The 26,076-nt window shown below is 38.2% G+C and carries 27 protein-coding genes; 21 read left to right on the forward strand and 6 right to left on the reverse strand.

Going from position 1 to position 26,076, the window contains the following annotated elements; genetic code table 11:
- The first annotated feature begins 58 nt into the window (after positions 1–58).
- Both U9R83_RS06680 and U9R83_RS06685 read left to right on the forward strand, forming a co-directional pair.
- Entirely contained in the window at positions 59–1,270 is a 1,212-nt protein-coding gene (locus U9R83_RS06680) for an EAL domain-containing protein (RefSeq protein ID WP_013056032.1), read from the forward strand.
- A 156-nt stretch (positions 1,271–1,426) separates the two neighbouring features.
- Positions 1,427–1,897, forward strand: a complete 471-nt coding sequence (locus U9R83_RS06685) for a DUF3993 domain-containing protein (protein ID WP_243548993.1) — start codon at positions 1,427–1,429, stop codon at positions 1,895–1,897.
- Positions 1,898–1,938: 41 nt separating this feature from the next.
- Here the strand turns inward: U9R83_RS06685 and U9R83_RS06690 are convergent, their stop codons facing one another.
- A complete protein-coding gene (locus tag U9R83_RS06690) occupies positions 1,939–2,175 on the reverse strand; it encodes a glutaredoxin domain-containing protein (RefSeq protein WP_014461011.1) in 237 nt (78 codons plus the stop codon).
- Between the two features lie 280 nt (positions 2,176–2,455).
- Between U9R83_RS06690 and U9R83_RS06695 the strand changes: the two genes are divergently transcribed.
- The 6 genes from U9R83_RS06695 to U9R83_RS06720 all read left to right on the forward strand — a co-directional run bounded on the left by U9R83_RS06695 (position 2,456) and on the right by U9R83_RS06720 (position 6,931).
- The gene (locus U9R83_RS06695) at positions 2,456–2,692 is read left to right on the forward strand and encodes a YkuJ family protein (RefSeq protein ID WP_013056035.1); all 237 of its coding nucleotides are present in this window, start codon (positions 2,456–2,458) and stop codon (positions 2,690–2,692) included.
- A 382-nt stretch (positions 2,693–3,074) separates the two neighbouring features.
- The gene (gene cbpB, locus U9R83_RS06700; RefSeq protein ID WP_243548994.1) at positions 3,075–3,530 is read left to right on the forward strand and encodes a cyclic-di-AMP-binding protein CbpB; all 456 of its coding nucleotides are present in this window, start codon (positions 3,075–3,077) and stop codon (positions 3,528–3,530) included.
- A gap of 99 nt (positions 3,531–3,629) precedes the next feature.
- A complete protein-coding gene (locus U9R83_RS06705) occupies positions 3,630–4,508 on the forward strand; it encodes a LysR family transcriptional regulator (RefSeq protein ID WP_013056037.1) in 879 nt (292 codons plus the stop codon).
- A 129-nt stretch (positions 4,509–4,637) separates the two neighbouring features.
- Positions 4,638–5,357 carry a 2,3,4,5-tetrahydropyridine-2,6-dicarboxylate N-acetyltransferase gene (dapD, locus tag U9R83_RS06710; RefSeq protein ID WP_013082280.1) on the forward strand — a complete coding sequence of 240 codons (720 nt, stop codon included), beginning with the start codon at positions 4,638–4,640 and terminating at the stop codon, positions 5,355–5,357.
- Between the two features lie 144 nt (positions 5,358–5,501).
- The gene (locus tag U9R83_RS06715) at positions 5,502–6,629 is read left to right on the forward strand and encodes an N-acetyldiaminopimelate deacetylase (RefSeq protein WP_115653365.1); all 1,128 of its coding nucleotides are present in this window, start codon (positions 5,502–5,504) and stop codon (positions 6,627–6,629) included.
- Between the two features lie 56 nt (positions 6,630–6,685).
- Positions 6,686–6,931: a YkuS family protein gene (locus U9R83_RS06720; RefSeq protein ID WP_013056040.1), complete on the forward strand. Its 246-nt coding sequence runs from the start codon at positions 6,686–6,688 to the stop codon at positions 6,929–6,931.
- Between the two features lie 35 nt (positions 6,932–6,966).
- Here U9R83_RS06720 and U9R83_RS06725 read toward each other — a convergent pair whose 3' ends face one another.
- The gene (locus tag U9R83_RS06725) at positions 6,967–7,830 is read right to left on the reverse strand and encodes a mechanosensitive ion channel family protein (protein WP_014461007.1); all 864 of its coding nucleotides are present in this window, start codon (positions 7,828–7,830) and stop codon (positions 6,967–6,969) included.
- Positions 7,831–8,186: 356 nt separating this feature from the next.
- On the opposite strand from U9R83_RS06725, the gene U9R83_RS06730 reads away from it, so the two are divergent.
- From U9R83_RS06730 to U9R83_RS06755, 6 genes are all read left to right on the forward strand, one after another.
- Positions 8,187–8,735, forward strand: a complete 549-nt coding sequence (locus U9R83_RS06730) for a peroxiredoxin (RefSeq protein WP_014461006.1) — start codon at positions 8,187–8,189, stop codon at positions 8,733–8,735.
- A gap of 101 nt (positions 8,736–8,836) precedes the next feature.
- The gene (locus U9R83_RS06735; protein ID WP_014461005.1) at positions 8,837–9,283 is read left to right on the forward strand and encodes a TlpA family protein disulfide reductase; all 447 of its coding nucleotides are present in this window, start codon (positions 8,837–8,839) and stop codon (positions 9,281–9,283) included.
- A gap of 187 nt (positions 9,284–9,470) precedes the next feature.
- Entirely contained in the window at positions 9,471–10,367 is an 897-nt protein-coding gene (gnd, locus tag U9R83_RS06740) for a phosphogluconate dehydrogenase (NAD(+)-dependent, decarboxylating) (RefSeq protein WP_014461004.1), read from the forward strand.
- Between the two features lie 389 nt (positions 10,368–10,756).
- On the forward strand, positions 10,757–12,493 hold the full coding sequence (locus tag U9R83_RS06745; protein ID WP_243548995.1) for an ABC transporter ATP-binding protein: 1,737 nt from the start codon (positions 10,757–10,759) through the stop codon (positions 12,491–12,493).
- Positions 12,494–12,508: 15 nt separating this feature from the next.
- On the forward strand, positions 12,509–14,314 hold the full coding sequence (locus U9R83_RS06750; protein ID WP_226701088.1) for an ABC transporter ATP-binding protein: 1,806 nt from the start codon (positions 12,509–12,511) through the stop codon (positions 14,312–14,314).
- A 149-nt stretch (positions 14,315–14,463) separates the two neighbouring features.
- Positions 14,464–15,126, forward strand: a complete 663-nt coding sequence (locus U9R83_RS06755) for a potassium channel family protein (protein ID WP_014461001.1) — start codon at positions 14,464–14,466, stop codon at positions 15,124–15,126.
- A 42-nt stretch (positions 15,127–15,168) separates the two neighbouring features.
- On the opposite strand, the gene rnjA is transcribed toward U9R83_RS06755, so the two are convergent.
- Together rnjA and U9R83_RS06765 are read right to left on the reverse strand one after the other, a co-directional pair.
- On the reverse strand, positions 15,169–16,836 hold the full coding sequence (gene rnjA / locus U9R83_RS06760) for a ribonuclease J1 (RefSeq protein WP_013056048.1): 1,668 nt from the start codon (positions 16,834–16,836) through the stop codon (positions 15,169–15,171).
- 5 nt (positions 16,837–16,841) lie between these two features.
- The gene (locus tag U9R83_RS06765) at positions 16,842–17,051 is read right to left on the reverse strand and encodes a DNA-dependent RNA polymerase subunit epsilon (RefSeq protein ID WP_013082289.1); all 210 of its coding nucleotides are present in this window, start codon (positions 17,049–17,051) and stop codon (positions 16,842–16,844) included.
- Positions 17,052–17,600: 549 nt separating this feature from the next.
- On the opposite strand from U9R83_RS06765, the gene U9R83_RS06770 reads away from it, so the two are divergent.
- Entirely contained in the window at positions 17,601–18,383 is a 783-nt protein-coding gene (locus U9R83_RS06770) for a Cof-type HAD-IIB family hydrolase (protein ID WP_042992243.1), read from the forward strand.
- 29 nt (positions 18,384–18,412) lie between these two features.
- Here the strand turns inward: U9R83_RS06770 and def are convergent, their stop codons facing one another.
- Both def and U9R83_RS06780 read right to left on the reverse strand, forming a co-directional pair.
- Positions 18,413–18,967: a peptide deformylase gene (def, locus tag U9R83_RS06775; RefSeq protein WP_013056051.1), complete on the reverse strand. Its 555-nt coding sequence runs from the start codon at positions 18,965–18,967 to the stop codon at positions 18,413–18,415.
- A gap of 174 nt (positions 18,968–19,141) precedes the next feature.
- Positions 19,142–19,252 carry a YjcZ family sporulation protein gene (locus U9R83_RS06780; protein ID WP_016763434.1) on the reverse strand — a complete coding sequence of 37 codons (111 nt, stop codon included), beginning with the start codon at positions 19,250–19,252 and terminating at the stop codon, positions 19,142–19,144.
- Positions 19,253–19,421: 169 nt separating this feature from the next.
- Here U9R83_RS06780 and U9R83_RS06785 point away from each other — a divergent pair, with 169 nt between their 5' ends.
- From U9R83_RS06785 to U9R83_RS06810, 6 genes are all read left to right on the forward strand, one after another.
- Positions 19,422–20,087, forward strand: coding sequence for a YkyA family protein (locus U9R83_RS06785; RefSeq protein WP_014460999.1), 666 nt, complete (start codon positions 19,422–19,424; stop codon positions 20,085–20,087).
- Between the two features lie 581 nt (positions 20,088–20,668).
- On the forward strand, positions 20,669–21,784 hold the full coding sequence (pdhA, locus tag U9R83_RS06790; protein ID WP_013056054.1) for a pyruvate dehydrogenase (acetyl-transferring) E1 component subunit alpha: 1,116 nt from the start codon (positions 20,669–20,671) through the stop codon (positions 21,782–21,784).
- A gap of 3 nt (positions 21,785–21,787) precedes the next feature.
- The gene (locus U9R83_RS06795) at positions 21,788–22,765 is read left to right on the forward strand and encodes an alpha-ketoacid dehydrogenase subunit beta (RefSeq protein WP_013056055.1); all 978 of its coding nucleotides are present in this window, start codon (positions 21,788–21,790) and stop codon (positions 22,763–22,765) included.
- Between the two features lie 102 nt (positions 22,766–22,867).
- The gene (locus tag U9R83_RS06800) at positions 22,868–24,169 is read left to right on the forward strand and encodes a dihydrolipoamide acetyltransferase family protein (RefSeq protein WP_099330765.1); all 1,302 of its coding nucleotides are present in this window, start codon (positions 22,868–22,870) and stop codon (positions 24,167–24,169) included.
- 3 nt (positions 24,170–24,172) lie between these two features.
- Positions 24,173–25,585, forward strand: a complete 1,413-nt coding sequence (lpdA, locus tag U9R83_RS06805) for a dihydrolipoyl dehydrogenase (protein WP_013082295.1) — start codon at positions 24,173–24,175, stop codon at positions 25,583–25,585.
- Positions 25,586–25,829: 244 nt separating this feature from the next.
- Positions 25,830–26,072 carry a hypothetical protein gene (locus U9R83_RS06810; protein ID WP_014460997.1) on the forward strand — a complete coding sequence of 81 codons (243 nt, stop codon included), beginning with the start codon at positions 25,830–25,832 and terminating at the stop codon, positions 26,070–26,072.
- Positions 26,073–26,076: the final 4 nt, after the last annotated feature.

The raw sequence follows: 26,076 nt of genomic DNA on the forward strand, positions 1-26,076 counted from the left end.
AAAATTATGCTATTCGTATTATACTAACGTAAAGTGAACAAGGAGAGGGGAGAGTTGAGTGGACCCGTTAGATGTATTAACAAACATAGAGAAAACTCTTCCGTATTATCAAGCAATTTTTAGTGCAGATGGACATAGAGTAATTGGCTATGAAGTGTTGGCGAGGTTTCAAAATGAAGGGGAAATTGAAAGTCTCGGCCCATTCTTTCATGATGATGCGATTCCGGATGAATATCGCATAGAAGTTGATTATGCTGTTTTAACACAAGCGCTCGAGCATATGTTGACCCAGGAAGAACAATTTTTAATTTTTATTAATCAGAACCCTAATTTATTAATGAACGATCATGGAGAATCCTTGCTAGAATTATTGCAACTTTTCGAAAATAAAGGATTATCGCTTGATCGAATTGTTCTCGAAATTACAGAACACAATTTTAGTGGAGATTTGGAATCGCTTCAACACTTACTAAAGTATTATCAAACATATGGTATTAAGATTGCAATTGATAATATAGGAAAAGAAAGTAGTAATCTAGACAGAATTGGGTTGCTGTCACCAGATATCTTAAAAGTAGATTTACATATTCTAAGACAAACGGACATGGCGCAGTCGTATCAAGACGTATTGTATTCTTTATCTCTGTTAGCAAGAAAAATGGGTGCTACGCTTCTATATGAAGATATAGAAGCCTCCTATCAGCTGCAATATGCATGGAGAAACGGAGGCAGATATTTTCAAGGTTATTATTTACATAAGCCGGCTGCTGAACTTGTCGATCCGAACATCTTAAAGGATAAACTAAAGGAACGTTTCGAAATGTATATCGCTCATGAAAAGAAAAAGCTGCTTGCTGTTTACCAGCTGACAGAACGCTTTCAAGATAAAATGCAGCAGGTAATGACAAAGTGCAGAAAGCTAGAAACGTATGACGATATGCTGCCTGTTATTGCAGAAGAGCTATCCAACGTGTGTTTTCGCCTTTACATCTGCGATGAAAATGGATTTCAAAAGTCTTCTAACTATGTAAAGAAAAACGAGGATTGGATTCTTGAGCCTGAATATGTAAAGAAAAATTGGAGCTGGCGCCCATATTTTCTTGAGAATATTATTCGAATGAGCTATGAAAAAAAAGGCATATTATCAGATTTGTATAATGATATTGAAACAGGTGAGAATATCCGGACTTTTTCGTATCCGATTGATAATATGCACTATATATTCCTTGATATTTCATATTCTTTTTTATACGAAAGAGACGTTTTGTAGAGAATATATAAGTTGAAGTTAAACCGGCAACCAGCAAAAGTGGTTGCCGGTTTTTTATGTTTTTTTAGCGGAGGACGACAGTCGGTTACAGAGATGTGCATAGGCAGGGGAAATTTCGGAATTCTAATAAAAAAGAAGTTAAGGAGCTGATTTAATTTGAAGAAAATATGCTTACTTGTCTTTTTGCTGATTGTCTTGTACTCAGGAAAATCTGTTCATGCAGAAGTATCAGGAGAGATTAGGCATGAAATCTTTATAAATTTGCAGGACGCTTATCAGGCTCAGCTAAGAGCTGCGTCTGCCCATACTAATCAAGACGCTGTTCGTGAGCTGAAATTGTTTTTAGATGATGAGTATGCATCTGTGTTTTATAATGAGGCTCTCTTACAAAAAGCTCAAGGGTATGTCGGAGAGGGACCTGAATATTTAACACACTACATCCCTTTCTTTTCTTTCGATGAACAGACGAAGGTAGCTCTTCATTCCAACCAAAACAAAGCTTATGTCTATCAATTTTTTCCGGCCGTGCATAATGAACGGGTACAATACCAAGATCATTACGAAATGATCACTTTAGTAAAAAAACAGGGGAAATGGAAAGTGCAAAAGTTTATATATAGTAAGTAACACTCAAAATGGCCGATGAAAGCTTATTTTGAGTGTTTCTGTTACCCGATGTTAAGAAGCTTCTCAAGCGCTTGAAGGTCGAATCCTCTGATAATTTCCTGGTCAATACGAATGGTCGGAGTGGAATAAGACTCTAACTCATTAGTCATTCGTTTTCGAGCAGAAGCATCTTTAGATACGTCAAATTCTTTATAGGAAACGTGATGATGCTGTAAAAACTGTTTAACAATTTCGCAAGGTGGGCAAGCTGGTTGTGTGTACAACTCTATAGATCTCAATGAAAGTACCTCCCTATATTAAAATGAATGGTGTTAAAGTAGAATGAAGTTTTGTATGATACATAGTATATCGCTATGTTATTATAATAAAAAACGACATATATCGCTATAATAAGGCATTTTCTTATGAAAAATCACGTAAAGTACTTGTGTTTTTTTAGTATGTGGCATATAGTGAAATGGTGTCTTTTAAGTATTAGTTTAGATAAAGTATTTATTTGAATTGATATTGTAGAAAAGTCGAATGCGTAATGATGTAATAGGTGAAAGGAGAGATTATATGTCACAATTACAAGGTATTTTAACTCGTCTTGTGAATCTCCGTGAGCAAGCAAGTGGAAGTGAAGCGCCACAACGCTTCTTCGAAGTAGAGGGAAAAAGAATTTGCAGCGTGAAATATCATGCAAAAACTGAAACATACGAACTTGAAGTATATCAAGATGGTGAAAAGCCAGCCGTTTATCAATTTGATAACGTTGATATGATTGCAATTGAAATTTTTGAACTTATTCATTAAGGGATAAAGCAAAACGAATGCCGCAAAGGATTTTATACTTTGCGGTATTTTTTTGTTACTGCGTATGGAGTTTTTGTGGTGGCTTCTGCCCTATTTTCCCGAGAAATATCGACAAAGTGATAGCAGATTTTCTGATAAATAGAAGGAACGGGTCGAATGCTGTAAAAAAATCAAAATAAAAAATTCAGATAATTATGAACTTTCGTTGACACTTGTTTTAAAAAAATCTAGACTTAACATATAAGGGAGAACATCGAGTGTGTCTGCTTCTATTCCCTCTTAAAGGTTCGCATTTACGTAAGCAAGCTATACTCATTTTGTAGCTTGTTCTTTTTCTCTTTACACACGTGGAAGTTATGATAAATGGAAGGAGAATGTATAAATGATTGATATTGATCACAATCAGTTAAATCAAATTGAACTTCGAGATTTGCTTGTCACTTCTGATAAAGTTGCTCATGTTCAAGTTGGAAATAATTTAGAACATGCTTTGCTTGTGTTAACAAAGACTGGCTATACGTCCATTCCCGTATTAAATCCAAGGTTTCAGCTGCAGGGGTTCGTGAGCATGACGCTTATTTTAGATTCGATTTTAGGATTAAAGCGCATTGAATTTGAACGATTAGAAACCATGAAAGTAGAAGAAGTTATGGATCAAAATGTTCCTCGTGTCTCCATGAAAAAATCTGTATTAAAAGTCATAAATGCCATGATTAACCATCCTTTTTTGTGCGTAGAGAATGAAGATGGCATTTTTGAAGGGATTTTAACCCGAAGAAATTTGTTAAAGTCATTAAGAAGGCAGTCCATCATTCTCCCGAAGGAGTCATTTCAATAATTTTTTTAAGAAATCGTGTTTCAGCCTATCTTTCTCCGTTTTTTTCTTATATGATAAAGGTAAAATGAAAGTAAAAAGAGGCTTGAAAGGAATAACTGAATGCAATTAATAGAATGTCGAATGCTCGTTGTATTAGCTCAAGAATTAAATATGAGAAAAGCTGCAGAGAGATTATTTGTATCGCAACCAGCTTTATCACAGAGGCTGCAAACCATTGAAAAAGCATGGGATACACAAATCTTCATTCGTTCGCAAAAAGGACTGTCATTAACGCCTGCTGGAGAAAAGATTGTTCAATTTGCAAAAGAAGTGGTAGAAAAAGAAGATCGGGTTCGTGAGGACTTGCATCATTTAGATAATGAAGTATATGGTACACTCAAATTAGCGGTGGCTTCGATTATTGGACAGCACTGGCTGCCGGCGGTGTTAAAACGCTATATGGATCGTTACCCACATGCTAAAATCTCTCTTGTAACCGGCTGGAGCAGTGAAATGCTTCGCTACCTGTACGAAGATGAGGTACATATTGGAATTATACGCGGAAACCCGGATTGGAAAGGTGTCAAAGAACATTTGTTTACAGATCCTCTTTACCTAGTTGATTCAGAAATTGAAAGGGCAGCGGAAGTAGTAAATACTCATCGACCATTTATTCAATTTAAAAGTGACTCAACGTATTATCAAGAAATTTTAGAATGGTGGCATCGAGAGTTTCATACTACACCGAAGCGTACGATTGTAGTGGATCAGATTGAGACATGTAAGCAAATGGCTTTAAATGGTCTTGGCTTCGCTATTTTACCATCGATTGCTATTAAAGAAGCTGGAAGCCATATCCACCGGACACCGCTTCTGAAAGCAAATGGAGAGCCAATTACGCGAGACACTTCTTTAGTTGGATATGAATCAGCTTTTAAACTGAAGCAAGTTCGAGCATTTGTTGATATTGTACGTGAATATGTAAGAGAAACGGTCTAAAGCGAGCCTAGATGCTCGCTTTTTTTATTTGCAATCGTTATCTTTTTATTAAAACGATAATGATGCTTGTCATTGTGAAAGCATTTTGTTACATTAAATGAGACATTGCTTACTTAGGAGGAATACATAATGAAAATGATGGATGCTAATGAGATTATCTCATTTATTCAAAACAGCACAAAATCAACACCGGTAAAAGTTTACGTAAAAGGTGAAGTAGAAGGAATTGACTTTGGTTCATCTTCTAAAACATTCGTAACGGGCAACACAGGTGTAGTATTCGGTGAATGGAAAGAAATCAAAGCTGCTATTGAAGCAAACGAAGGAAAAATTGAAGACTATGTAATTGAAAACGATCGCCGCAACTCTGCGATTCCTTTATTAGATATGAAAGGAATTAAAGCTCGTATTGAGCCAGGCGCTATTATTCGCGATCAAGTTGAAATCGGCGACAACGCTGTTATTATGATGGGTGCATCTATTAACATCGGTTCTGTAATCGGTGAAGGAACAATGATCGACATGAACGTAGTACTTGGTGGTCGTGCAACAGTAGGTAAAAACTGTCATATCGGCGCAGGTTCTGTATTAGCTGGTGTTATTGAGCCACCTTCTGCAAAACCAGTTGTAGTAGAAGATGACGTAGTAATCGGTGCTAATGCTGTTGTTCTTGAAGGTGTAACAGTAGGTAAAGGTGCAGTAGTTGCTGCAGGTGCAATCGTAGTAGAAGATGTAGCTCCTTACACAGTAGTAGCAGGTACGCCGGCTCGCGTTATTAAAGAAATTGACGAAAAAACAAAGTCTAAAACAGAAATCAAGCAAGAATTGCGTCAATTAAACGAAGAATAAGAAAAACGATCAGTTTGCGCTTTTTCTTTGCTGAATTAATAGGTTTTAGCGATTGGGATACTGAATCCTTAAACGTATCATATGGACAAGTTGGAAGCGTGGGCAACCACGCTTTCTTCTTTATTTCGTGAGGAGGACATACACATGGCTGAAAATGAATTTGTGAAAATAAGAAGAGAGCTACATAAAATTCCTGAATTAGGGTTTCAAGAGGTGAAAACACAGCGTTTTTTGCTTGATTATATTAACACTCTTCCGCAAGAGCGCTTAGAAGTAAAGACGTGGAAAACAGGACTCTTTGTTAAAGTACATGGTACAAACCCAACTAAAACAATAGGCTACCGAGCAGATATTGACGGTCTTCCTATCACGGAAGAAACGAATTATTCTTTTCAATCACAGCACGAAGGACTTATGCATGCCTGCGGACATGATATGCATATGGCCATTGGGCTAGGAGTATTGACTTACTTTGCTCAGCATGAAATCAAAGATAATGTACTGTTCATCTTTCAACCTGCAGAAGAAGGTCCAGGAGGAGCACAGCCAATGCTCCAAAGCGATATCATGAAAGAATGGCTTCCAGATTTCATCTTCGCCCTTCACGTAGCGCCTGAATATCCGGTTGGTTCGATTGCGCTGAAGGAAGGGTTACTATTTGCTAACACGTCTGAGCTATTTATTGATTTAAAAGGAAAAGGCGGTCATGCTGCTTATCCACATACAACAAATGATATGGTAGTTGCTGCATGTCAGCTTGTTTCACAGCTTCAAACTATTGTTGCTCGAAACGTTGATCCGCTAGACAGCGCTGTAATTACAGTAGGAAAAATTCAAGGCGGCACGGTTCAAAATATTATTGCGGAGCGAGCTCGCATAGAAGGAACCATTCGCACGCTATCTCCTGAATCAATGACGCGTGTTAAAGAACGAATTGAAGCGATTGTTAAAGGAGTAGAAGTAGGGTATCAGTGTGAAACAGCCATTGATTATGGCTGTATGTATCATCAAGTATATAATCACCATGAAGTCACGCGAGAGTTTATGGAATTTGCCAAAGCGCAAACGGACGTGGATGTCATTGAGTGCAAAGAAGCAATGACAGGAGAAGATTTTGGCTATATGCTAAAAGATATTCCTGGATTTATGTTTTGGCTTGGCGTTCAGTCAGAATATGGGCTTCATCATGCAAAGCTGCAGCCTCATGAAGACGCAATAGATACTGCAATTTCACTTATTACAAAATATTTTGAACATAAAGGCAATCAATAAATCGTATAATCATTTTTCCTTATGGCTAAATTAATACCATGAGGAGGTGGGCAACGATGGCACGAATTGGTGTAGAATACGGTTTAACAGATGTACAGGCTGCGCTTCAGCAGCTCGGACATGAAGTGGTACAATTACGCAACGAAAGTGATGCACAAGGGTGCGATTGCTGTGTTGTAACAGGACAGGATTCAAACGTAATGGGGATTTCCGATGCAGTAACGCAAGGCTCAGTTATTACAGCTAGCGGATTAACGGCAGAAGAAATTTGTCAGCAAGTAGGCAATAAAGTACAAGGATAAAAGAAAGCCGAAGGAATAAATCCTTCGGCTATTTTTTATGCATGCTGAGGCTGCTTGGCATCTTCAGGCTGCTTTTTATCAATATTTACTTGATGAGGGAACGGAATATCAATACCGTTTGCGTCAAACGCTTCTTTAAACTCTTTGCGAAGCTGACGTTCAACCCCCCACTGTTCACCGTTTTTAGCTTTGCCAACTACACGAAGCACAACGTCCGATGCGCCTAGACCTTGAACTCCTATCACGCTTGGTCCTTCTACAATGTTTTCATTTGTTGCAGCAACGCGCTCGCATACTTTTTCTAGTACTGAAATAGCTTTGTCAATATCATCATCATACGAAATACCAATATCAATCAACGCGCGCATATTGCCTCGGGAATGATTGCTTAAACTTGTAATTTCACGGTTAGGCACATAGTGTAGAGTTCCGTCAAATCCGCGAATTTGAGTAGTACGAAGACCTACTGATTCGACAATTCCTGAAAAACTTCCGGTTGTTACATAGTCGTCAACATCAAGCTGTTTTTCAAGAAGTAAAAAGAAACCTGTTACAACGTCGCTAACCAGTCCTTGAGCACCGAACCCGATTGCTAGACCCACAACTCCGGCACCAGCTAATAAAGCTGTCGCATGGATATTTACTGCTTCAAGCAGCATGACGACAAAAATAAAAATAAGTACATATGAAAACACATTAACGGTTAAACTTTTGAGTGTGAGCATACGTCCGCGCGTAGTATTTTCACGCTCACTCATTTTTTCAAAGGAACGTTCAATAACTTTTTTACCAATTGCTCGTACCAGTAAAAATACAATGGTAATGGCAATGAGTTTTAACACAATAACTCCAGCATTGGTAAGAAGCTGTTCCCAGTTGATGTCTTGCATCTTAAACATTAGTTGTTCATCCTTCCTATGTTCTGTTTCAATATTAATAAGTGGGAATTTATTCTGTGGAAAAGATTTTGTAAGAGTATGAGCACATTTGTTTATTCCCGATATTAGACATGCTAAACTGAGAAGGTAAATAAATGCAACCCTTTTATAGCATTTTTTTGCTGAAGTCAGGGTTTAATTTGCCCTAAAGGCGGGCATAACAACTATGTTACCATTATAAGATGTTGTTTAAATTCATTCTTAATTAATATTGACTAAAAAAACAATATCCATTATAATGAAAACCGTTATAACAGTACATAAGTGAGAATGTTTTATACATTTTCTCATTTAATAATTATTTGGAGGGATCATGTATGCCAGAACGTATGGTAGGTAAACAAGCTCCACGCTTTGAAATGGAAGCTGTATTATCAAACAAAGAATTCGGTAAAGTTAGCTTAGAAGAAAATATTAAAAATGACAAATGGACAGTATTATTCTTCTATCCAATGGACTTTACATTTGTATGTCCAACAGAAATCACTGCACTTTCTGACCGTTATGATGAGTTTGAAGATCTTGACGCAGAAGTAATCGGTGTTTCTACAGACACAATCCATACACACTTAGCTTGGATCAACACTGATCGTAAAGATAATGGTTTAGGTGATCTTAAATATCCATTAGCAGCTGATACAAATCACGTTGTTTCTCGTGAGTACGGCGTTTTAATTGAAGAAGAAGGTGTAGCACTTCGCGGTTTATTCATCATCAGCCCAGAAGGCGAATTACAATATTCAGTTGTAAACCACAACAATATTGGCCGTGACGTTGATGAAACTTTACGTGTTCTTCAAGCGTTACAAACTGGCGGACTTTGCCCAGCGAACTGGAAACCAGGTCAAGCTACTTTAAACGCGTAAGCACAACGTTTAAAAGGTCTAACGTCCACGTTAGGCCTTTTTTCATCGGATAATAGAGAACGTATAGTTAATAATAGTAAAAACAAGGGAGGCTTTTATTCATGAAATTACGTCAGCCAATGCCTGAGTTAACGGGCGCTACAGAATGGTTAAACGGAGAGGTAACAAAAGAGCAGCTAATCGGCGAAAAGCCAACGCTTATTCATTTTTGGTCAGTAAGCTGTCATCTATGTAAAGAAGCAATGCCTCAAGTAAATGAATTCCGCGACCAATACAAAGATCAATTAAACGTAGTAGCCGTTCATATGCCGCGTTCTGAAGACGATTTAGATTTAGAAAAAATTAAAGAAGTAGCAGCAGAACATGATATTACGCAGCCAATTTTTGTCGACAGTGAGCATAAATTGACGGATGCATTTGAAAATCAATATGTACCGGCATATTATGTATTTGACAAAACAGGTCAGCTACGCCACTTCCAAGCTGGCGGAAGCGGTATGAAAATGCTTGAAAAACGCGTGAATCGTGTATTAGGCGAGAACGAATAAATACAGGCAGTTGTAACAGGTGAAAAGCATTCGATGCTTAGTAGAACTTGCATCGAATGTTTTTCTTTTTTGTGTGTAGGAAGTAACTGATAAAGGAAATATAAAAATGTGGATTTTTTCTTGTGAGTTTACACCATACTAACACTAACAACATGATACGAAACTTACTATTGGAGGTAATTTACATATGAAATTAGGTATGATTGGCTTAGGAAAAATGGGAGCAAACTTAGTATTGAATTTACTAGATCATAACCATTCTGTGGTAGCATTTGATGTGAACAACGAAGCCGTACAGAAAGTATCAGAAAAGGGAGCAGAAGGCGCTTCTTCCATTAAGGAATTAGTAAGCAAATTAGAAAAACCACGCATTGCTTGGGTAATGGTTCCGGCTGGAGAGCTAACAGAAAAAGTAATTTCTGAGCTTCAAGAACTACTTGAAGAAGGAGATATGATCATTGAAGGCGGTAATTCCAAGTATAAAGATTCTGTACGACGTGCTGCAGCTTCTGCTGAAAAAGGAATTCACTACTTTGATGTTGGAACAAGCGGCGGAATGGAAGGTGCCCGAAACGGTGCTTGTATGATGATTGGGGGAGATAAAGAAGCATTTGCTACAATCGAACCTATTTTCCGCGACATCAACGTAGAAAACGGCTATCTTTATTCAGGTGCAGCAGGAAGCGGTCACTTCTTGAAAATGGTTCATAACGGAATTGAGTACGGCATGATGCAAGCAATCGCTGAAGGCTTTGATGTGTTAGAGAAAAGTGAATTTGACTATGACTATGAAGCTGTAGCCCGCGTATGGAACAACGGCTCTGTTATTCGCTCATGGCTAATCGAATTAATGGAACGTGCATTTTCAAAAGATGCAAAACTTGACAGTATTAAAGGCGTTATGCATTCTTCCGGTGAAGGAAAATGGACGGTTGAATCAGCTTTAGATTTACAAGTGCCAACGCCAGTTATTGCTCTATCGTTAATGATGCGCTATCGCTCACTTGAAGATGATACGTTTACAGGTAAAGTAGTTGCCGCTCTTCGCAATGAGTTCGGCGGACATGCAGTGGAAAAACAATAAAAAAAGAGTCTGGGACAAAAGTATTTTAGACGAAGTGAAAAACGAACCATTGGTCAACATGTTTGATTAGTGGTGCGTTTTTTTTTGTTTGGGTGAATAGTTTCGTCTGTTTAGATCTTTCTAGCAGTTGATTGGAGGGAGGGCCAGACGAAGACTCCGGCGAAAAGCGAAGTCTTGCACGGAAATCAACTGCGGTATCACAAGTTGTTCAACTAATATATTCCATTTGCTCGTCTTTAGATTGGATTCATTTAATTATATCCCGACCTCTTTTTTTATGACTATTTACCTTTTTTTGAAAAATTATTTAAAAATTATGGTAATTTATTTCGAGAACCGATATATTTAAATATGTGTGCCGCATTTTAGTTAAAGGAAGGACGGGGTATATGGAAACGTTTAAAAAACTAAAAGATTTTTATTTGCCGTACCGAATGTACTTTTTTTATTCTGTTATTTGTTTGTTATTTGTAACCTCCATCACTGTGATTTACCCTATTGTGTTGCAATATACGATTGATCATATTGTGTTAGGAAAACAATATCAGCTAGTCGGTAATGTAGCATTTATTTTTATTGGGCTGATGATTGTCAAAGGAATCTTTACATATATTCAGCAATATTACGGCGACTTATTTGGAATTAAGTCCGTGTATACTCTTCGCAATAAACTTTACCGCAAACTTCAGTATTTACCGTTTTCTTACTATGATAATGCTAAAACAGGGGACTTGATGTCCAGGTTGACAGCTGATGTAGAAGGATTTCGTTTTTTTCTATCTTTTGGCTTCTCAGAATTAATTCGCTTCGTTATTTTACTCACTGCCAGCTTTTCCGTTATGTTCTATTACTCTATTTCACTCACTCTTGTCACAATCTGCCTGCTGCCTTTTTTGGGGGTAGCTGTTTATCGTTTTGATAAACGCGTTCATCCAGCGTTTCGCTTAATTCGCCAATCGTTTGGGGAACTTAATACAAATGTTCAAGAAAATATAAGCGGCATACAAACGGTCAAGTCATTATCAAGAGAAAAATTTCAAACCTCTAAATTTAATGATTCCAACGGAGTTTATAAAAATCGAAACATTGAAACAGCGAATGTTTGGGCAACTTATTTCCCCTTAATGGAGTTTATAGGAAACTTATCTATCGTGGGTCTCCTTGCGTACGGAGGAGCGCTTGTTATGAACGGAAGCGTCCGTCCGGGGGAGCTTGTTGCTTTCTTTAGCTTAACCTCTTATTTAATGTGGCCGATTATGAATCTAGGGTTTGTTATCAATATGTTTTCACAATCTAAAGCTTCAGGTGAAAGGCTGCTAGAAATTTTAGAAGAAGAAGAAAAAGTCCATGAGCATTCCGGAAGTTTCTCTATTAATGGAACGGTGGAGTTTCAGCATGTTAGCTTATCCTATCCAAATGAGGATAAAAAATCCCTTGAGAACATATCGTTTTCTGCTTCTAAAGGAAAAGTTGTAGGTTTAATTGGAGCAACTGGAGCCGGCAAAACAAGCTTAACACAGCTGCTCACGAGGTTTTACGAACCGACTTCAGGACAAATTTTAGTTAATCATCGTCCGATTAAAGAGTATCCGCTCCCTGTTCTTCGGAAAGAAATTGGCTTTGTACTTCAAGAAACGTTTTTGTTCTCAAGCAGCATAGGAACCAACATCTCCTATGGCGTGCCGGGTATTTCCAGAGAAGACATTGTTGATGCTGCAAAACGAGCGCAGGCGCATGACTTTATTATGGAACTTCCGGATGGATATGACACGATGCTGGGAGAGAGAGGACTGGGGTTATCAGGCGGACAAAAGCAGCGCATTGCGATTGCACGAGCGCTTATCTTAAACCCTAGTATCTTAGTATTAGATGATGCGACAAGTGCCGTTGATATGAAAACAGAAAGAGAAATTCAATTGGCTTTAAAAGAAGTGATGAAAAATCGTACGACGTTTATTATCGCACACCGCCTTTCTTCTTTGCGACATGCCGATGAAATTTTGGTTTTACATGAAGGTCAAATAAAAGAGAGAGGAAGCCATAAAATGCTCATTCAAAAGCAAGGGATTTATAAAAATATTTATGACATTCAATATGAAAGCAATACGTCGGTGATGAACGTATAACAAGGGAGGAATAGAATGGAAGCCGAAAAAAATAAAGTTGTGCGAGAGCGCTTTTATTATCAAACAGATCAAATCATTGATAAGATGTTTAACTGGAAGCAAATGGCCCGCTTGTTTCGTTATCTTCATCCATATCGAAAAAACTTGCTTCCTTTCTCGTTTCTTATGGTCATTATCACGACGATCATTAGACTCGCTATTCCTATTTTGATAGGTGTCTACACGCTTGATCACGCTGTAAAAGATAAGAATAGCACGCTGCTCATGCAGTTAGTTTTCATAATCTTTAGCTTGTATGTCCTATCTTATATTGCGAATGTCTTTCGAATTAAATGGATGAACCAGCTTGGGCAGCACGTTATATATGATTTAAGAAAACATTTATTTACGCATGTTCAAGGGCTGTCGCACCGGTTTTTTGATACGCGTTCAGGAGGCTCTATTCTTGTAAGGATTATGAATGATATTAATTCTCTTCAAGATTTATTTACCAACGGGGTAGTTAACCTGTTTATGGACCTCTTATTGTTAGTTGGCATTGTGGTTATATTATTTTCTCTCAGTCCTACTTTAACATGTGCTGTTTTAGTCATTTTACCGATTATGTTCTTCATTTCTACAAAGTTGAGAAGAAAAATTCGCCGGTCGTGGCAAGTTGTTCGTATGAAACAGTCCGTATTAAATTCACATTTAAATGAGAGTATTCAAGGCATTCGCGTCACCCAATCATTTGCTCAAGAACAAGAAAACATGCTGTTTTTTGAGCGCATAAACAGTGAAAACTACGAGAGTTGGAGGCAGGCTACTCGAAAAAATGCCATGTTTCGACCGTTTGTAGAACTCACAAATGCTGTCGGAACGGCTATTTTAATTTGGTTCGGTGCTGTACTTATTCAAGATGAACGGCTAACAATTGGTATTTTTGTATCATTTGCTTTTTATCTTGGAATGTTTTGGGAACCGATTTCTCGTTTAGGGCAAGTGTATAATCAATTATTAATGGGAATGGCTTCATCAGAGCGTATTTTTGAATTTTTAGATGAAAAACCTCTCGTCGCAGATTTGGAAACCGCTACGTCTTTAGAGGATATGAAGGGAAAAGTTGAGTTCAAGCACGTCTCATTTTCTTATGATGGGAAGCGGAAAGCTTTAAACAACGTATCAATTGAAATAAAAGAAGGCCAGACGGTTGCTTTAGTGGGGCATACTGGATCTGGAAAAACGTCCATTGCTAATTTAATCACACGGTTTTATGATGTGAACGAAGGGCAGATTTTAATTGATAATATGCCTATTCAAAATATTACGTTAGCGAGTTTACGAGCGCAAATTAGTATTGTGCTGCAAGAAACCTTTATTTTTTCAGGAACCATTATGGAAAACATTCGGTTTGGAAAACCGGATGCTACTGATGATGAAGTGATTAAGGCCGCAGAAGCGGTAGGGGCTGGTGATTTTATAAAGCGTCTGAAAAAAGGCTATGATACGGAAGTAGAAGAGCGAGGAAACGTCTTATCCGTAGGAGAGCGTCAACTGATTTCATTTGCTCGAACGCTGTTGGCTGATCCTCGTATTATCATTTTAGATGAAGCGACAGCAAGCATCGATACAGAAACAGAAGTGAAGATTCAACAAGCGCTTAAAACGCTGTTAAAAAACAGAACTGCCATCATGATTGCTCATCGGTTATCTACTATACGAGAGGCAGATAACATCATTGTATTAGATCACGGAAGCATTATTGAAACAGGCAATCACGGGGAACTGATGCTACAAAAAGGCGTATATTATTACCTTGTCCAAACCCATGCTACAGCTTAAAAAACAGAAGGAGCTGATCCTTCTGTTTTTCTGTGAGAAATAGTAAAGAGATATAAGCGTTGTTAACGGGAAAATGAGGTTGATAAAAAAGAATTGTGGTAAAATAACGGTAGTTCAGATTTTTTCCTGTACATAATGGAGGAATTTAAATGAAAAAAGAATTTGCAGTCATCGGATTAGGTAGATTTGGAGGAAGTATTTGTAAAACATTAAGCGATCAAGGAATGGAAGTTCTGGCGATTGATATTGATGAAGAAAAGGTAAATGAGTATGCTAACGTTGCTTCTCACGCAGTAGTAGGCGATTCAATGGATGAAGGGGTTCTAAAAAGTTTAGGAATTCGTAATTTTGATCATGTTATCGTAGCTATTGGTGATAATATTCAGGCGAGTATTTTGACGACCCTTATTTTAAAAGAGCTGGGCGTTGAAAAAATAACGGTAAAAGCGCAAAATGATTATCATGCCAAAGTATTATCAAAAATTGGCGCCAATTTTATCGTGCATCCCGAACGAGATATGGGACGAAGAATTGCCAATAACATGATTTCAAACAGCGTGCTAGATTATTTAGAGCTATCTGAAGAACACAGCATTGTCGAATTAGTAGCAAGCAAAAAAATGGCTGGCAATACGCTGATTGAGTTAGACATTCGTGCAAAATATGGCATTAACATTGTAGCCATTAAGCGCGATCGAGATATCATCGTCTCTCCTCAAGCGTCCGAAACGATTCAAGAAGGGGACGTGTTGATTGTTATTGGAGCAGATGCAGATATCAACCGCTTCGAAAATAAATTTGCCAGTGCCTAATAAAAAAGAGCGGATGCAATTGCATCCGCTCTTTTTCTTTTATTAAACCTCCATAATGATTGGTAAAATCATTGGACGGCGCTTCGTTTTTTCGTAAAGGAATGGAGCCAATGTGTCTGTGATTTCATTTTTAATTTCAGACCATTGTGACGTACGACGTTCCATTACTTTGTTCAAGTGTTTTGTAATAAGAGATTGTGCATCATTAATTAAGTCGCCAGATTCGCGCATATAAACAAAACCACGAGAGATAATGTCTGGACCAGCAGCGATCTTGAAGTCTTTCATATTGATGCTTACAACCACAATAACAAGACCTTCTTCAGATAAAATGCGGCGGTCACGAAGTACGATATTTCCAATGTCACCAATTCCGCTTCCGTCAATATATACAGAGCCTGAAGGGATTTTGCCGGCTACTGAAGCTTCGCTGTCGCTTAAAGCTAGCACCTCTCCATTATCCATAATGAAGCAGTTTTCTTCAGGAACTCCACAGTCTGTTGCAAGTTTGATGTGCATCTTCTGCATGCGATACTCACCGTGAATTGGCATAAAGTATTTTGGTTTCATCAAACGAAGCATTAATTTTTGCTCTTCCTGCCCGCCGTGTCCAGAAGTATGGATATCGTTTAGAGCACCGTGAATAACCTCTGCTCCTGCACGGAATAGCATATCAATTGTTTTGCTAACACTTACTGTATTTCCTGGAATAGGTGAAGATGAGAATACAACCGTATCTCCAGGGATAATTTGAATTTGGCGGTGAGTACCATTTGCAATTCTAGATAGCGCTGCCATCGGCTCACCTTGGCTGCCTGTACATAAAATAGTCACGCGGTTAGCTGGAATTCGGTTAATTTGAGAAGGCTCAATGAACGTATCTTTTGGACATGAAATATATCCAAGTTGTTGGCCAATCTCAATAGCTGCTTCCATACTGCGTCCGAATACAGCAACTTTACGGTTATGCAATACGGCTGCTTCCACTACTTGCTGTAAGCGGTGAATATTTGAAGCAAACGTTGCAAAAATAATACGGCCGTCTACTTTACGGAAAATGTCATGAATGCTGTCACCTACGCGGCGCTCAGACATCGTAAAGTTAGGAATTTCACTGTTTGTACTGTCTGAAAGCAAGCATAGAACGCCTTCTTTACCTATTTCAGCCATTTTTGTTAAGTTAGCCGGTTCGCCCACTGGTGTAAAATCAAACTTGAAATCTCCTGTATGTACGATTTGTCCGTTTGGTGTTTTTACCACAATTCCGTAAGAATCAGGAATACTGTGAGTTGTGCGGAAGAACGTTACCGATGTTTTGCGGAATTTAATTACGTCATCTTCAGTAATTTCATGAAGCTGAGCTGTACGAAGCAACCCATGCTCGTCTAATTTATTGCGAAGAAGCCCAAGGGCTAATTTCCCTGCATAAATAGGAATGTTTAATTCTCTTAATAAGTAAGGAATTCCGCCGATGTGATCTTCATGACCGTGTGTAACGAAAAGGCCACGGATTTTATCTGCATTTTTTACCAAATAACTGTAGTCAGGAATAACGTAGTCAATTCCTAAAAGCTCATCTTCAGGGAATTTAATTCCTGCATCAATAAGAATAATTTCATCTTGAAACTGTACGGCATACGTATTTTTACCGATTTCGCCTAGTCCACCCAGGGCGAAAACTGCCGTTTGATTATTTTTTACAAATTTCATTTTCATCATATCTCCAATACTTTAAAATCTTCATGCTGTTGTTCATATTCTAGATAGTCTCCAGTCACTGCTTGAACAAACTCAATATTAATTGAACGCGCTTTTAACTTTTGACGAACGTCACGCTCAGAATCTGCGTTCACATACACTGTTTTTGTATTTTCACGTACAGCTACTTCACTCATTTTTTCTTGAAAATAAACTTTAAAAATCATAACAAAAATCTCTCCTTAATTCCGAAATTCAAATAACTTATTTTATTATATTATAAAATGTGTATGTATTTCATGTATTTTCTAAAGAAACTTGCTTTCACTACATTTTAGTCATCTAAATATAACAAGTCAATTAATTATAGAATAATATTAATAGGAAACGGATACAAGACTATATTTTCCGGGCGTATAAAAAATAAGGGCTATTCCATTGTACGATGCAGACACACACTCTGCAAATTTTACAACAGAAAGCCCTAAAAAAATCGATTATGCCATCGTTTTTTTACGCAATAATTCATTCCAGCGTTTTAGCAGCCTTTTTCGAAAATCTTTTAACATGATTTTTCAGCTCCTTTGTTTTTTTGCGATACCTGCCTGTCTCTCTCTATACTTTTATTATATGATGAAAAGGGAGAGGTTTCTCGTGGTTAAATATGGAAAAAATGTAAATAAGAACGTCCATTTATAGAGAAACGAGCGCTTGTTTGATATAATTGGAAAGGCTTAACAAAGAGATAAAAAATTATAAAAAATAAGGTGATAAACGTGGAACGAAAGATTATTTTTTTTGATATTGATGGAACGTTATTGGATCATGATAAAAAACTGCCTGCTTCTACAAAAAAAGCTGTCCAGCTGTTAAAAGAGCAGGGGCATGAAGTGGCAATTGCAACTGGAAGGGCTCCTTTTATGTTTAAAGATCTGCGTGAAGAGTTGGATATTCAAACATATATTAGCTTTAATGGTCAGTACATTGTCTTAAATGGAGAAGTTCTTTACAAAAACCCGTTAAATAAAGAAGAGCTTCAGGATTTAACGGCTTTTGCTGTTGAGCATGATCATCCTGTCGTATACATGGATCATGAAGATATGAAATCAAACATTGAATTTCATGATTATATCGAATCCAGCATCAGCACGCTGAAAATTGGATTTACCCACCCTCACCACGATCCTGCTTATTTCAAAGGACGTGAAATTTATCAATCCCTCTTATTCTGTACAGCGGGAGAAGAAGCTCCTTATGAAGAAAAATTTAAGAAATTTGACTTTATTCGCTGGCATGAATTTTCAACTGATGTTCTCCCAAAAGGTGGATCAAAAGCGCGAGGAATTGAGACCATGATTGAAAAGCTTGGCTTTGACAAAAAAGATGTATATGCATTCGGAGACGGCTTAAACGATATCGAAATGCTTGAGTTTGTAGGAAATGGCGTAGCGATGGGAAATGCGGAAGAAGTCGTGAAAGAAGTTGCTGATCTTGTTACAAAAGATGTAGCAGAAGATGGTATTCTCCACGGATTAGAGCTAGTAGGATTATTAAAGTAAGAAAAAACGCGAGCGCTAGCTCGCGTTTTTTAGCGTTCATATGGAAAAGCATTTTCAGGTTCTTGAAATGGATTTTCTTTATTGATGTAATCATAAAACATAATTCCGTCTAAATGATCAATTTCGTGCTGAAATACGACAGCAGGAAGGCCTTTTAAACGAATTTTCACTTCTTCGCCTTCAAGCGTTGTGCCTTTTACTGTGATACGTGCATATCGAGGAACAAATCCTGGGATATCTTGATCGACAGACAAGCAGCCTTCACCGCCTGTAAGGTATGTCTTTTCTACTGAGTGGCTAATGATCTTAGGGTTAAATAATGCATAGCTGTATAGCTTGCCTTTTTCATCCGTAACGTGAACCCCAATCATTCGTTTTGATACATTAATTTGAGGAGCGGCAAGCCCGATACCAGATCGCAGGCCATATTTAGCAGCAATCTCAGGATCTTGGCTGTTTTTTACATATTCTAATAAGCTATGTAAAATCTTTTTGTCTTCTTCAGAAGCAGGTAACGGTACTTCTTTTGCTACTTCTCGCAGCGTTGGGTGTCCGTCTTGAATAATATCGTTCATTGTAATCAACTTTCACATCTCCCTAGGCTATTTTATAGGTATAAAGTGTACCAAATCCGTATAAAAAAGTCATTACCTCGACCTTGACCACATAAATGTTTCTACTAATTATATGTATCAAACATATGGAAAAACATGCACAAGAAAAAATAAAAGCGGCCGTTAGCCGCTTTTATTGTATAATTACCAGCCGCCACAGCTGCAGCCGATAATAACTAATAAAATGAACAGTACGATTAATAACACAAAACCTTTATTAGAACCGCCGCAGCCATATCCACCATAACCCAACATAATGTAACCTCCCGTAGTTATCAATCCCAAGGTAAAAAGTAATAAACTCCCTTTTTTTCACGATTGGGTTAGTATAATATATTAAAAGGTGGAAAAAGGGTGTAGATAAATTGCTAATTTCCTACAAAAATTGTATAATGACCCATGAATAAGGGAGGATTTACCAGATATGAAATGCGTCGGAAGATATATAGTTATCGGCATTGCTGCTATGTCACTAGCAGGCTGTGCAGAAGGCTCATCGCCTGAGCTTGAGGTATATAATGGATTAGAAAAAGTGGTAGCACAAGAAAAGCAATTTGCTGATCAGCAAAAACCGTTAGCTGATTTAGAACAGCAAGAAAATGCGATATACGACCAAATTATTGAGCTAGGGATTAAAGATAAAAAGAAAATAAAAAATAAAGCACAAAAAGCGCAGCAGTTATTAGATGAGCGTGAAAGTAAATTACAAAAAGAAGAAAAAAGCATCAGCGCTTCGCAAAAACAGTTTGAAGCGACAGAGCCAAAGATCCAAAAGCTAGAGGATGGCAAAGCAAAAGAAGAGGCGCTTGAACTATCTTCGTTAATGAAGAAGCGTTATAAGGCCTACCAATCCTTACATGACGCCTACCTTCATTCCATTGAATTAGATCGTCAGCTATATACGCTCTTTGAAAAAGATAATGTGAAATTAGAGAATCTTGAAACACAAATCGCTTCGATCAATGCTACTTATAAAGAAGTTGAAAAGAAAAAAGAAACGTTTAACACATTAACAGCTGACTATAACAAAGCCAAAGAAGATTTTTATAACAAAACGAAGTTAAAGGTGAAAAATAACGAGGATAAATAAGAAGGCCTGTGAAGTTTACAGGTCTTTTTTTTTGGCTGAAAAGGAAGGTTTTCTGAAATAAAGAAAGAGTTTCGACATGATTCAAGTAAAAATTACAAAAGGTTATTGTTTTAAAAAATCGTTTATTTGTGGCAAGATAGGAGATGTGCAGACGCAAAAAAAGAGAAGGTTATTATAAAACATATAATACAGTTTGTGTCTGTGTAATAGTACAGCATGTCTTTTTTATGTGTTTTATTTCACAAACTAAAAAAGCGTAATTTCTTGATGTAAATGCATTGACGAACTGTTTTAGTGTATTGTAAACTAGGTAGCGTAGTAAGTGTTGTATTAATCATTTTTGCAAAATAATTAATACAGTTTAACGAAACGCTCGTTTCGCTTAAACTTTCCTTTTACGTAAATGTTTGCACAGAATTCGCTGGGGAATACATAGAAATGTTAAGGATTAGCGAATTCAAAAAGCTACTCGACAAAATATGACTTTTACTTGTCCATTTGGGACATTCTAAAAGCGTGTATGTTTGTTTGATTAGTAAAATGAATTTATACGGCTTAAATGAAAGGAAGAGGTGACTTAGATGGCTGCTAAAACTAAAAAGGCTATTATTGATGTATCAAAGCAACTTGATAAAATCGCTGAGCAGTACCAAACGTTCCAAATTCTTAATGAAGAGGGCGAAGTAGTAAATAAATCAGCGTTGCCAGATTTATCTGACGAAAAATTAAAAGAGTTAATGACTCGCATGGTATACACACGTATTCTTGATCAACGTTCAATTTCATTGAACCGTCAAGGTCGTTTAGGTTTCTATGCACCAACTGCTGGGCAAGAAGCTTCTCAAATCGCTTCACATTTCGCATTAGAAAAAGAAGACTTCATTTTACCTGGGTACCGTGATGTGCCTCAGTTAATTTGGCATGGTCTTCCACTATATCAAGCGTTCTTATTCTCTCGTGGTCATTTCCACGGTAACCAAGCGCCAGAAGGTGTAGATGTACTTTCTCCACAAATCATCATCGGTGCACAAATCGTGCAAACTGCTGGTGTGGCACTAGGTCTTAAAAAGCGCGGTAAAAAAGCAGTAGCAATCACTTATACAGGTGACGGCGGAGCTTCACAAGGTGACTTCTACGAAGGTATGAACTTCGCAGGTGCATTCAAAGCTCCAGCAATCTTTGTTGTACAAAACAACCGCTTTGCAATTTCAACACCAGTTGAAAAGCAATCTGCAGCACGTACAATCGCTCAAAAAGCAGCGGCTGTTGGTATCCCAGGCGTTCAAGTAGACGGTATGGATGCACTAGCAGTATACGTTGCAGTAAGCGAAGCTCGTGAGCGTGCAGTAAACGGTGAAGGTCCAACTTTAATTGAAACATTAACTTACCGTTATGGTCCACATACAATGGCTGGTGACGATCCAACTCGTTATCGTACAGCTGAGCTTGACACTGAGTGGGAAAAGAAAGATCCACTTGTTCGCTTCCGTAAATTCTTAGAAGCTAAAGGCATCTGGAATGAAGAAGAAGAAAACAAAGTAATCGAGCAAGCTAAAGAAGATATCAAACAAGCTATTAAGAAGGCTGATGATTATCCAAAACAAAAAGTTACAGATTTAATGGAAATCATGTACGAAACTATGCCTTCAAACTTACAAGAGCAATATGAAATCTACAAAGAGAAGGAGTCGAAGTAAGCCATGGCGCAAATGACAATGATTCAAGCGATTACTGATGCGTTACGCACAGAAATGAAAAACGACGAAAACGTATTAGTTTTTGGTGAAGACGTTGGCGTAAACGGTGGAGTATTCCGTGCGACTGAAGGTCTTCAACAAGAATTCGGCGAAGATCGCGTATTCGATACGCCATTAGCTGAATCTGGTATCGGTGGTCTTGCTGTGGGTCTATCGACTCAAGGTTTCCGTCCGGTTCCTGAAATTCAATTCTTTGGTTTTGTATACGAAGTACTTGATTCTGTATCAGGTCAAGCTGCACGTATGCGCTACCGTTCTGGCGGCCGCTGGAATGCACCAATCACATTCCGTTCACCATTTGGTGGAGGCGTTCATACACCAGAACTTCACGCTGATAGCTTAGAAGGTATCGTAGCATCTCAACCTGGTCTAAAAGTTGTAATTCCTTCAACTCCATACGATGCAAAAGGTCTTTTAATTTCATCAATCCGTGATAACGATCCGGTTGTATACTTAGAGCACATGAAGCTTTACCGTTCATTCCGTCAAGAAGTACCTGAAGAATCATACACAATTGACTTAGGTACAGCTGATGTGAAACGTGAAGGTACAGACGTAACGCTTATCGCTTACGGTGCAATGGTACACTCATCATTAAAAGCAGCTGAAGAACTAGAAAAAGAAGGTATCTCTGCTGAAGTAGTGGACTTACGTACAGTTCAACCTTTAGATATCGATACAATTCTTGCATCAGTTGAAAAAACTGGTCGCGTAGTAGTAGTTCAAGAAGCTCAAAAACAAGCTGGTATCGCAGCTAACGTTGTAGCTGAAATTAACGATCGTGCAATCTTAAGCTTAGAAGCACCAGTATTACGTGTAACAGCACCGGATACTGTGTTCCCATTCTCTCAAGCTGAGGGCGTATGGTTACCAGACCACAAAGATATCGTTGAAACAGCTAAGAAAGTACTTGAATTTTAATTAGCATTTTACTGTGATAGAAATCAGCTTTGTGCTGATTTCTGTCTTAGATAAAATAAACACTAACAAATTGAACGCAACTAACTAGGAGGGTGAAGACACGTGGCATTTGAATTTAAACTGCCGGATATCGGTGAAGGTATCCACGAAGGTGAAATTGTAAAATGGTTCGTAAAAGCTGGAGATGAAATTGATGAGGATGATGTACTAGCAGAAGTACAAAATGACAAAGCTGTTGTTGAAATCCCATCTCCTGTAAAAGGTAAAGTATTAGAAGTAAAAGTTGACGAAGGTACAGTAGCTACTGTAGGACAAGTTATCGTTACTTTTGATGCTCCTGGATACGAAGACTTAAAATTCAAAGGTGACGATCATGATGATGCACCAGCAGAAGAAGCTAAAGAAGAAGCTTCAACTCAAGAAGTGACTGAAGAAGCAACAGCTCCTGCAGCACAAGCTGATGTTGATCCTAACCGTAAAGTAATTGCTATGCCTTCAGTGCGCAAATATGCTCGTGAAAAAGGTATAGACATTAAAGCTGTTCCTGGTTCAGGTAAAAACGGACGTATTGTTAAAGATGACATCGATAGCTTCTTATCTGGTGGTTCTACAGCTACAGCAACTGCTGAAGCTCCAGCTAAAGAGGAAACTGCTTCAGCTGAACCAAAAGCAGCAGCAGCACAAGCTATTCCTGAAGGCGACCTACCAGAAACTCGCGAGAAAATGAGCGGTATCCGTCGTGCAATCGCAAAAGCTATGGTTAACTCTAAACACACTGCTCCACACGTAACATTAATGGATGAAATCGATGTAACAGCTCTTGTTGCTCATCGTAAAAAATTCAAAACAGTTGCAGCAGATCAAGGTATTAAATTAACATTCTTACCTTACGTGGTAAAAGCGTTAACTTCAGCACTTAAGAAGTTCCCAGCTCTTAACACTTCAATTGATGATTCTACAGATGAAGTAATTCAAAAACATTACTACAACATCGGTATCGCTGCTGACACTGAAAAAGGTCTTTTAGTACCAGTTGTGAAAAATGCTGATCGTAAATCTGTATTCGAAATTTCGGATCAAATTAACGACCTTGCTGGAAAAGCACGTGATGGTAAATTAGCTCCTGCTGAAATGAAAGGCGCTTCTTGTACAATCACAAATATCGGTTCTGCTGGTGGACAATGGTTTACTCCAGTTATCAACCATCCAGAAGTTGCAATTCTAGGTATCGGACGTATCGCTGAAAAACCAGTTGTACGCGACGGTGAAATTGTAATTGCTCCAGTATTAGCATTATCACTAAGCTTTGACCACCGTATTATCGATGGCGCAACAGCTCAAAACGCTCTTAACCAAATCAAGCGTTTATTAAATGATCCAGAATTATTATTAATGGAGGCGTAATAAATGGTAGTAGGAGATTTCCCAATCGAAACTGATACTCTTGTCATTGGTGCTGGCCCTGGTGGCTATGTTGCAGCAATTCGTGCAGCTCAATTAGGTCAAAAAGTTACAATCGTAGAAAAAGGTAATCTTGGAGGCGTATGCTTAAACGTTGGTTGTATTCCTTCAAAAGCATTAATCGCTGCAGGTCACCGTTTTGAACACGCTAAACATTCTGAAGACATGGGGATTATCGCTGAGAATGTAACAGTTGATTTCTCTAAAGTTCAAGAATTCAAAAACGGCGTTGTAAACAAACTTACTGGCGGTGTTGAAGGCCTTCTTAAAGGTAACAAAGTTGACATCGTAAAAGGTGAAGCTTACTTCGTTGACAGCGAAACTGTACGTGTAATGGATGAAAATTCTGCACAAACGTACAAATTCAAAAATGCTATCCTTGCAACTGGTTCTCGTCCAATCGAGATCCCTGGATTCAAATTCTCTGAGCGCGTAATCAACTCTACAGGTGCATTAGCGCTTAAAGAAGTTCCTAAAAAATTAGTTGTAATCGGCGGAGGTTACATCGGTACTGAGCTTGGTACTGCTTTTGCTAACTTCGGTACAGAAGTTACATTTGTAGAAGCTGCTGATGAAATCTTAGCTGGTTTTGAAAAACAAATGAGTTCACTTGTTAAACGTAACCTTAAGAAAAAAGGAAACGTTGAAATCTATACAAAAGCAATGGCTAAAGGTGTTGAAGAAACTGCTGACGGCGTACAAGTTACGTTTGAAGTAGGCGGAGAGTCAAAAGTGATCGATGCTGACTACGTATTAGTTACTGTAGGCCGTCGTCCTAACACTGATGAGCTTGGTCTTGAGCAAGTTGGCGTTAAAATGACTGACCGTGGTCTTATCGAAATCGATAACCAAACTCGTACATCTGTAAGCAACATCTTTGCAATTGGTGATATCGTAACTGGACCACCACTTGCACACAAAGCTTCTTACGAAGGTAAAATCGCAGCTGAAGTAATCGCGGGCGAACCTGCTGAAATTGACTACTTAGGAATTCCAGCAGTTGTATTCTCTGAGCCTGAGCTTGCATCTGTAGGTTATACTGAAGCACAAGCGAAAGAAGAAGGATTAGCTGTTAAAGCTTCTAAATTCCCATTTGCTGCTAACGGACGTGCGCTTGCACTTAACGCTGCAGAAGGCTTCTTAAAGCTTATCACTCGTAAAGAAGACGGAGTAGTTGTTGGTGCTCAAATCGCTGGACCTAGCGCATCTGACATGATCGCTGAGCTTGGTCTTGCTATCGAAGCTGGCGTAACAGCTGAAGATATCGCATTAACAATTCACGCTCACCCAACATTAGGTGAAATCACAATGGAAGCTGCTGAAGTAGCTATTGGAAGCCCAATTCACATTGTAAAATAATGAAAAAGCTGATGCATATGCATCAGCTTTTTTTTTGAAGAAAACAGTTTTCATAAAGTATCAGATGCTTGTCAGACAGTTTTTGTTGCTCATGGGTATACTCCTTTAGAAGAAACGTGTAAAAAGCGCTGAGGCAGTCTTAAATGAGCTCTAGATGCATACATATGAAGTGGGACGTGCTTTCCTTATAGATAGATAAAAAATTGCTCTTTTGGATAACGAATGAAAAGGCGGCGAAGGAGCTATGAAGACGTATTTCGTTTGGAGCTTACACATTGTTATTTGGATGGGGTATTCACTGGTTGAATTATTATCAAAACGTGATCAATTGACATCTAAAATTATTTTATTTTTAGTATTTGCTTATTTAGCTTACGGTATAGCAGAAATGAACGTTAAATCTAAAAGACTGGCACTTATGATGACAGGCACAACGTCAGCTGTCTGCTTGACATGTTATCAACTAATTTTATTTTGCATGGCATAACATA

The sequence above is a fragment of the Priestia sp. LL-8 genome, from assembly GCF_036227845.1.
GTDB classification, from domain to species: Bacteria; Bacillota; Bacilli; order Bacillales; family Bacillaceae_H; genus Priestia; species Priestia zanthoxyli.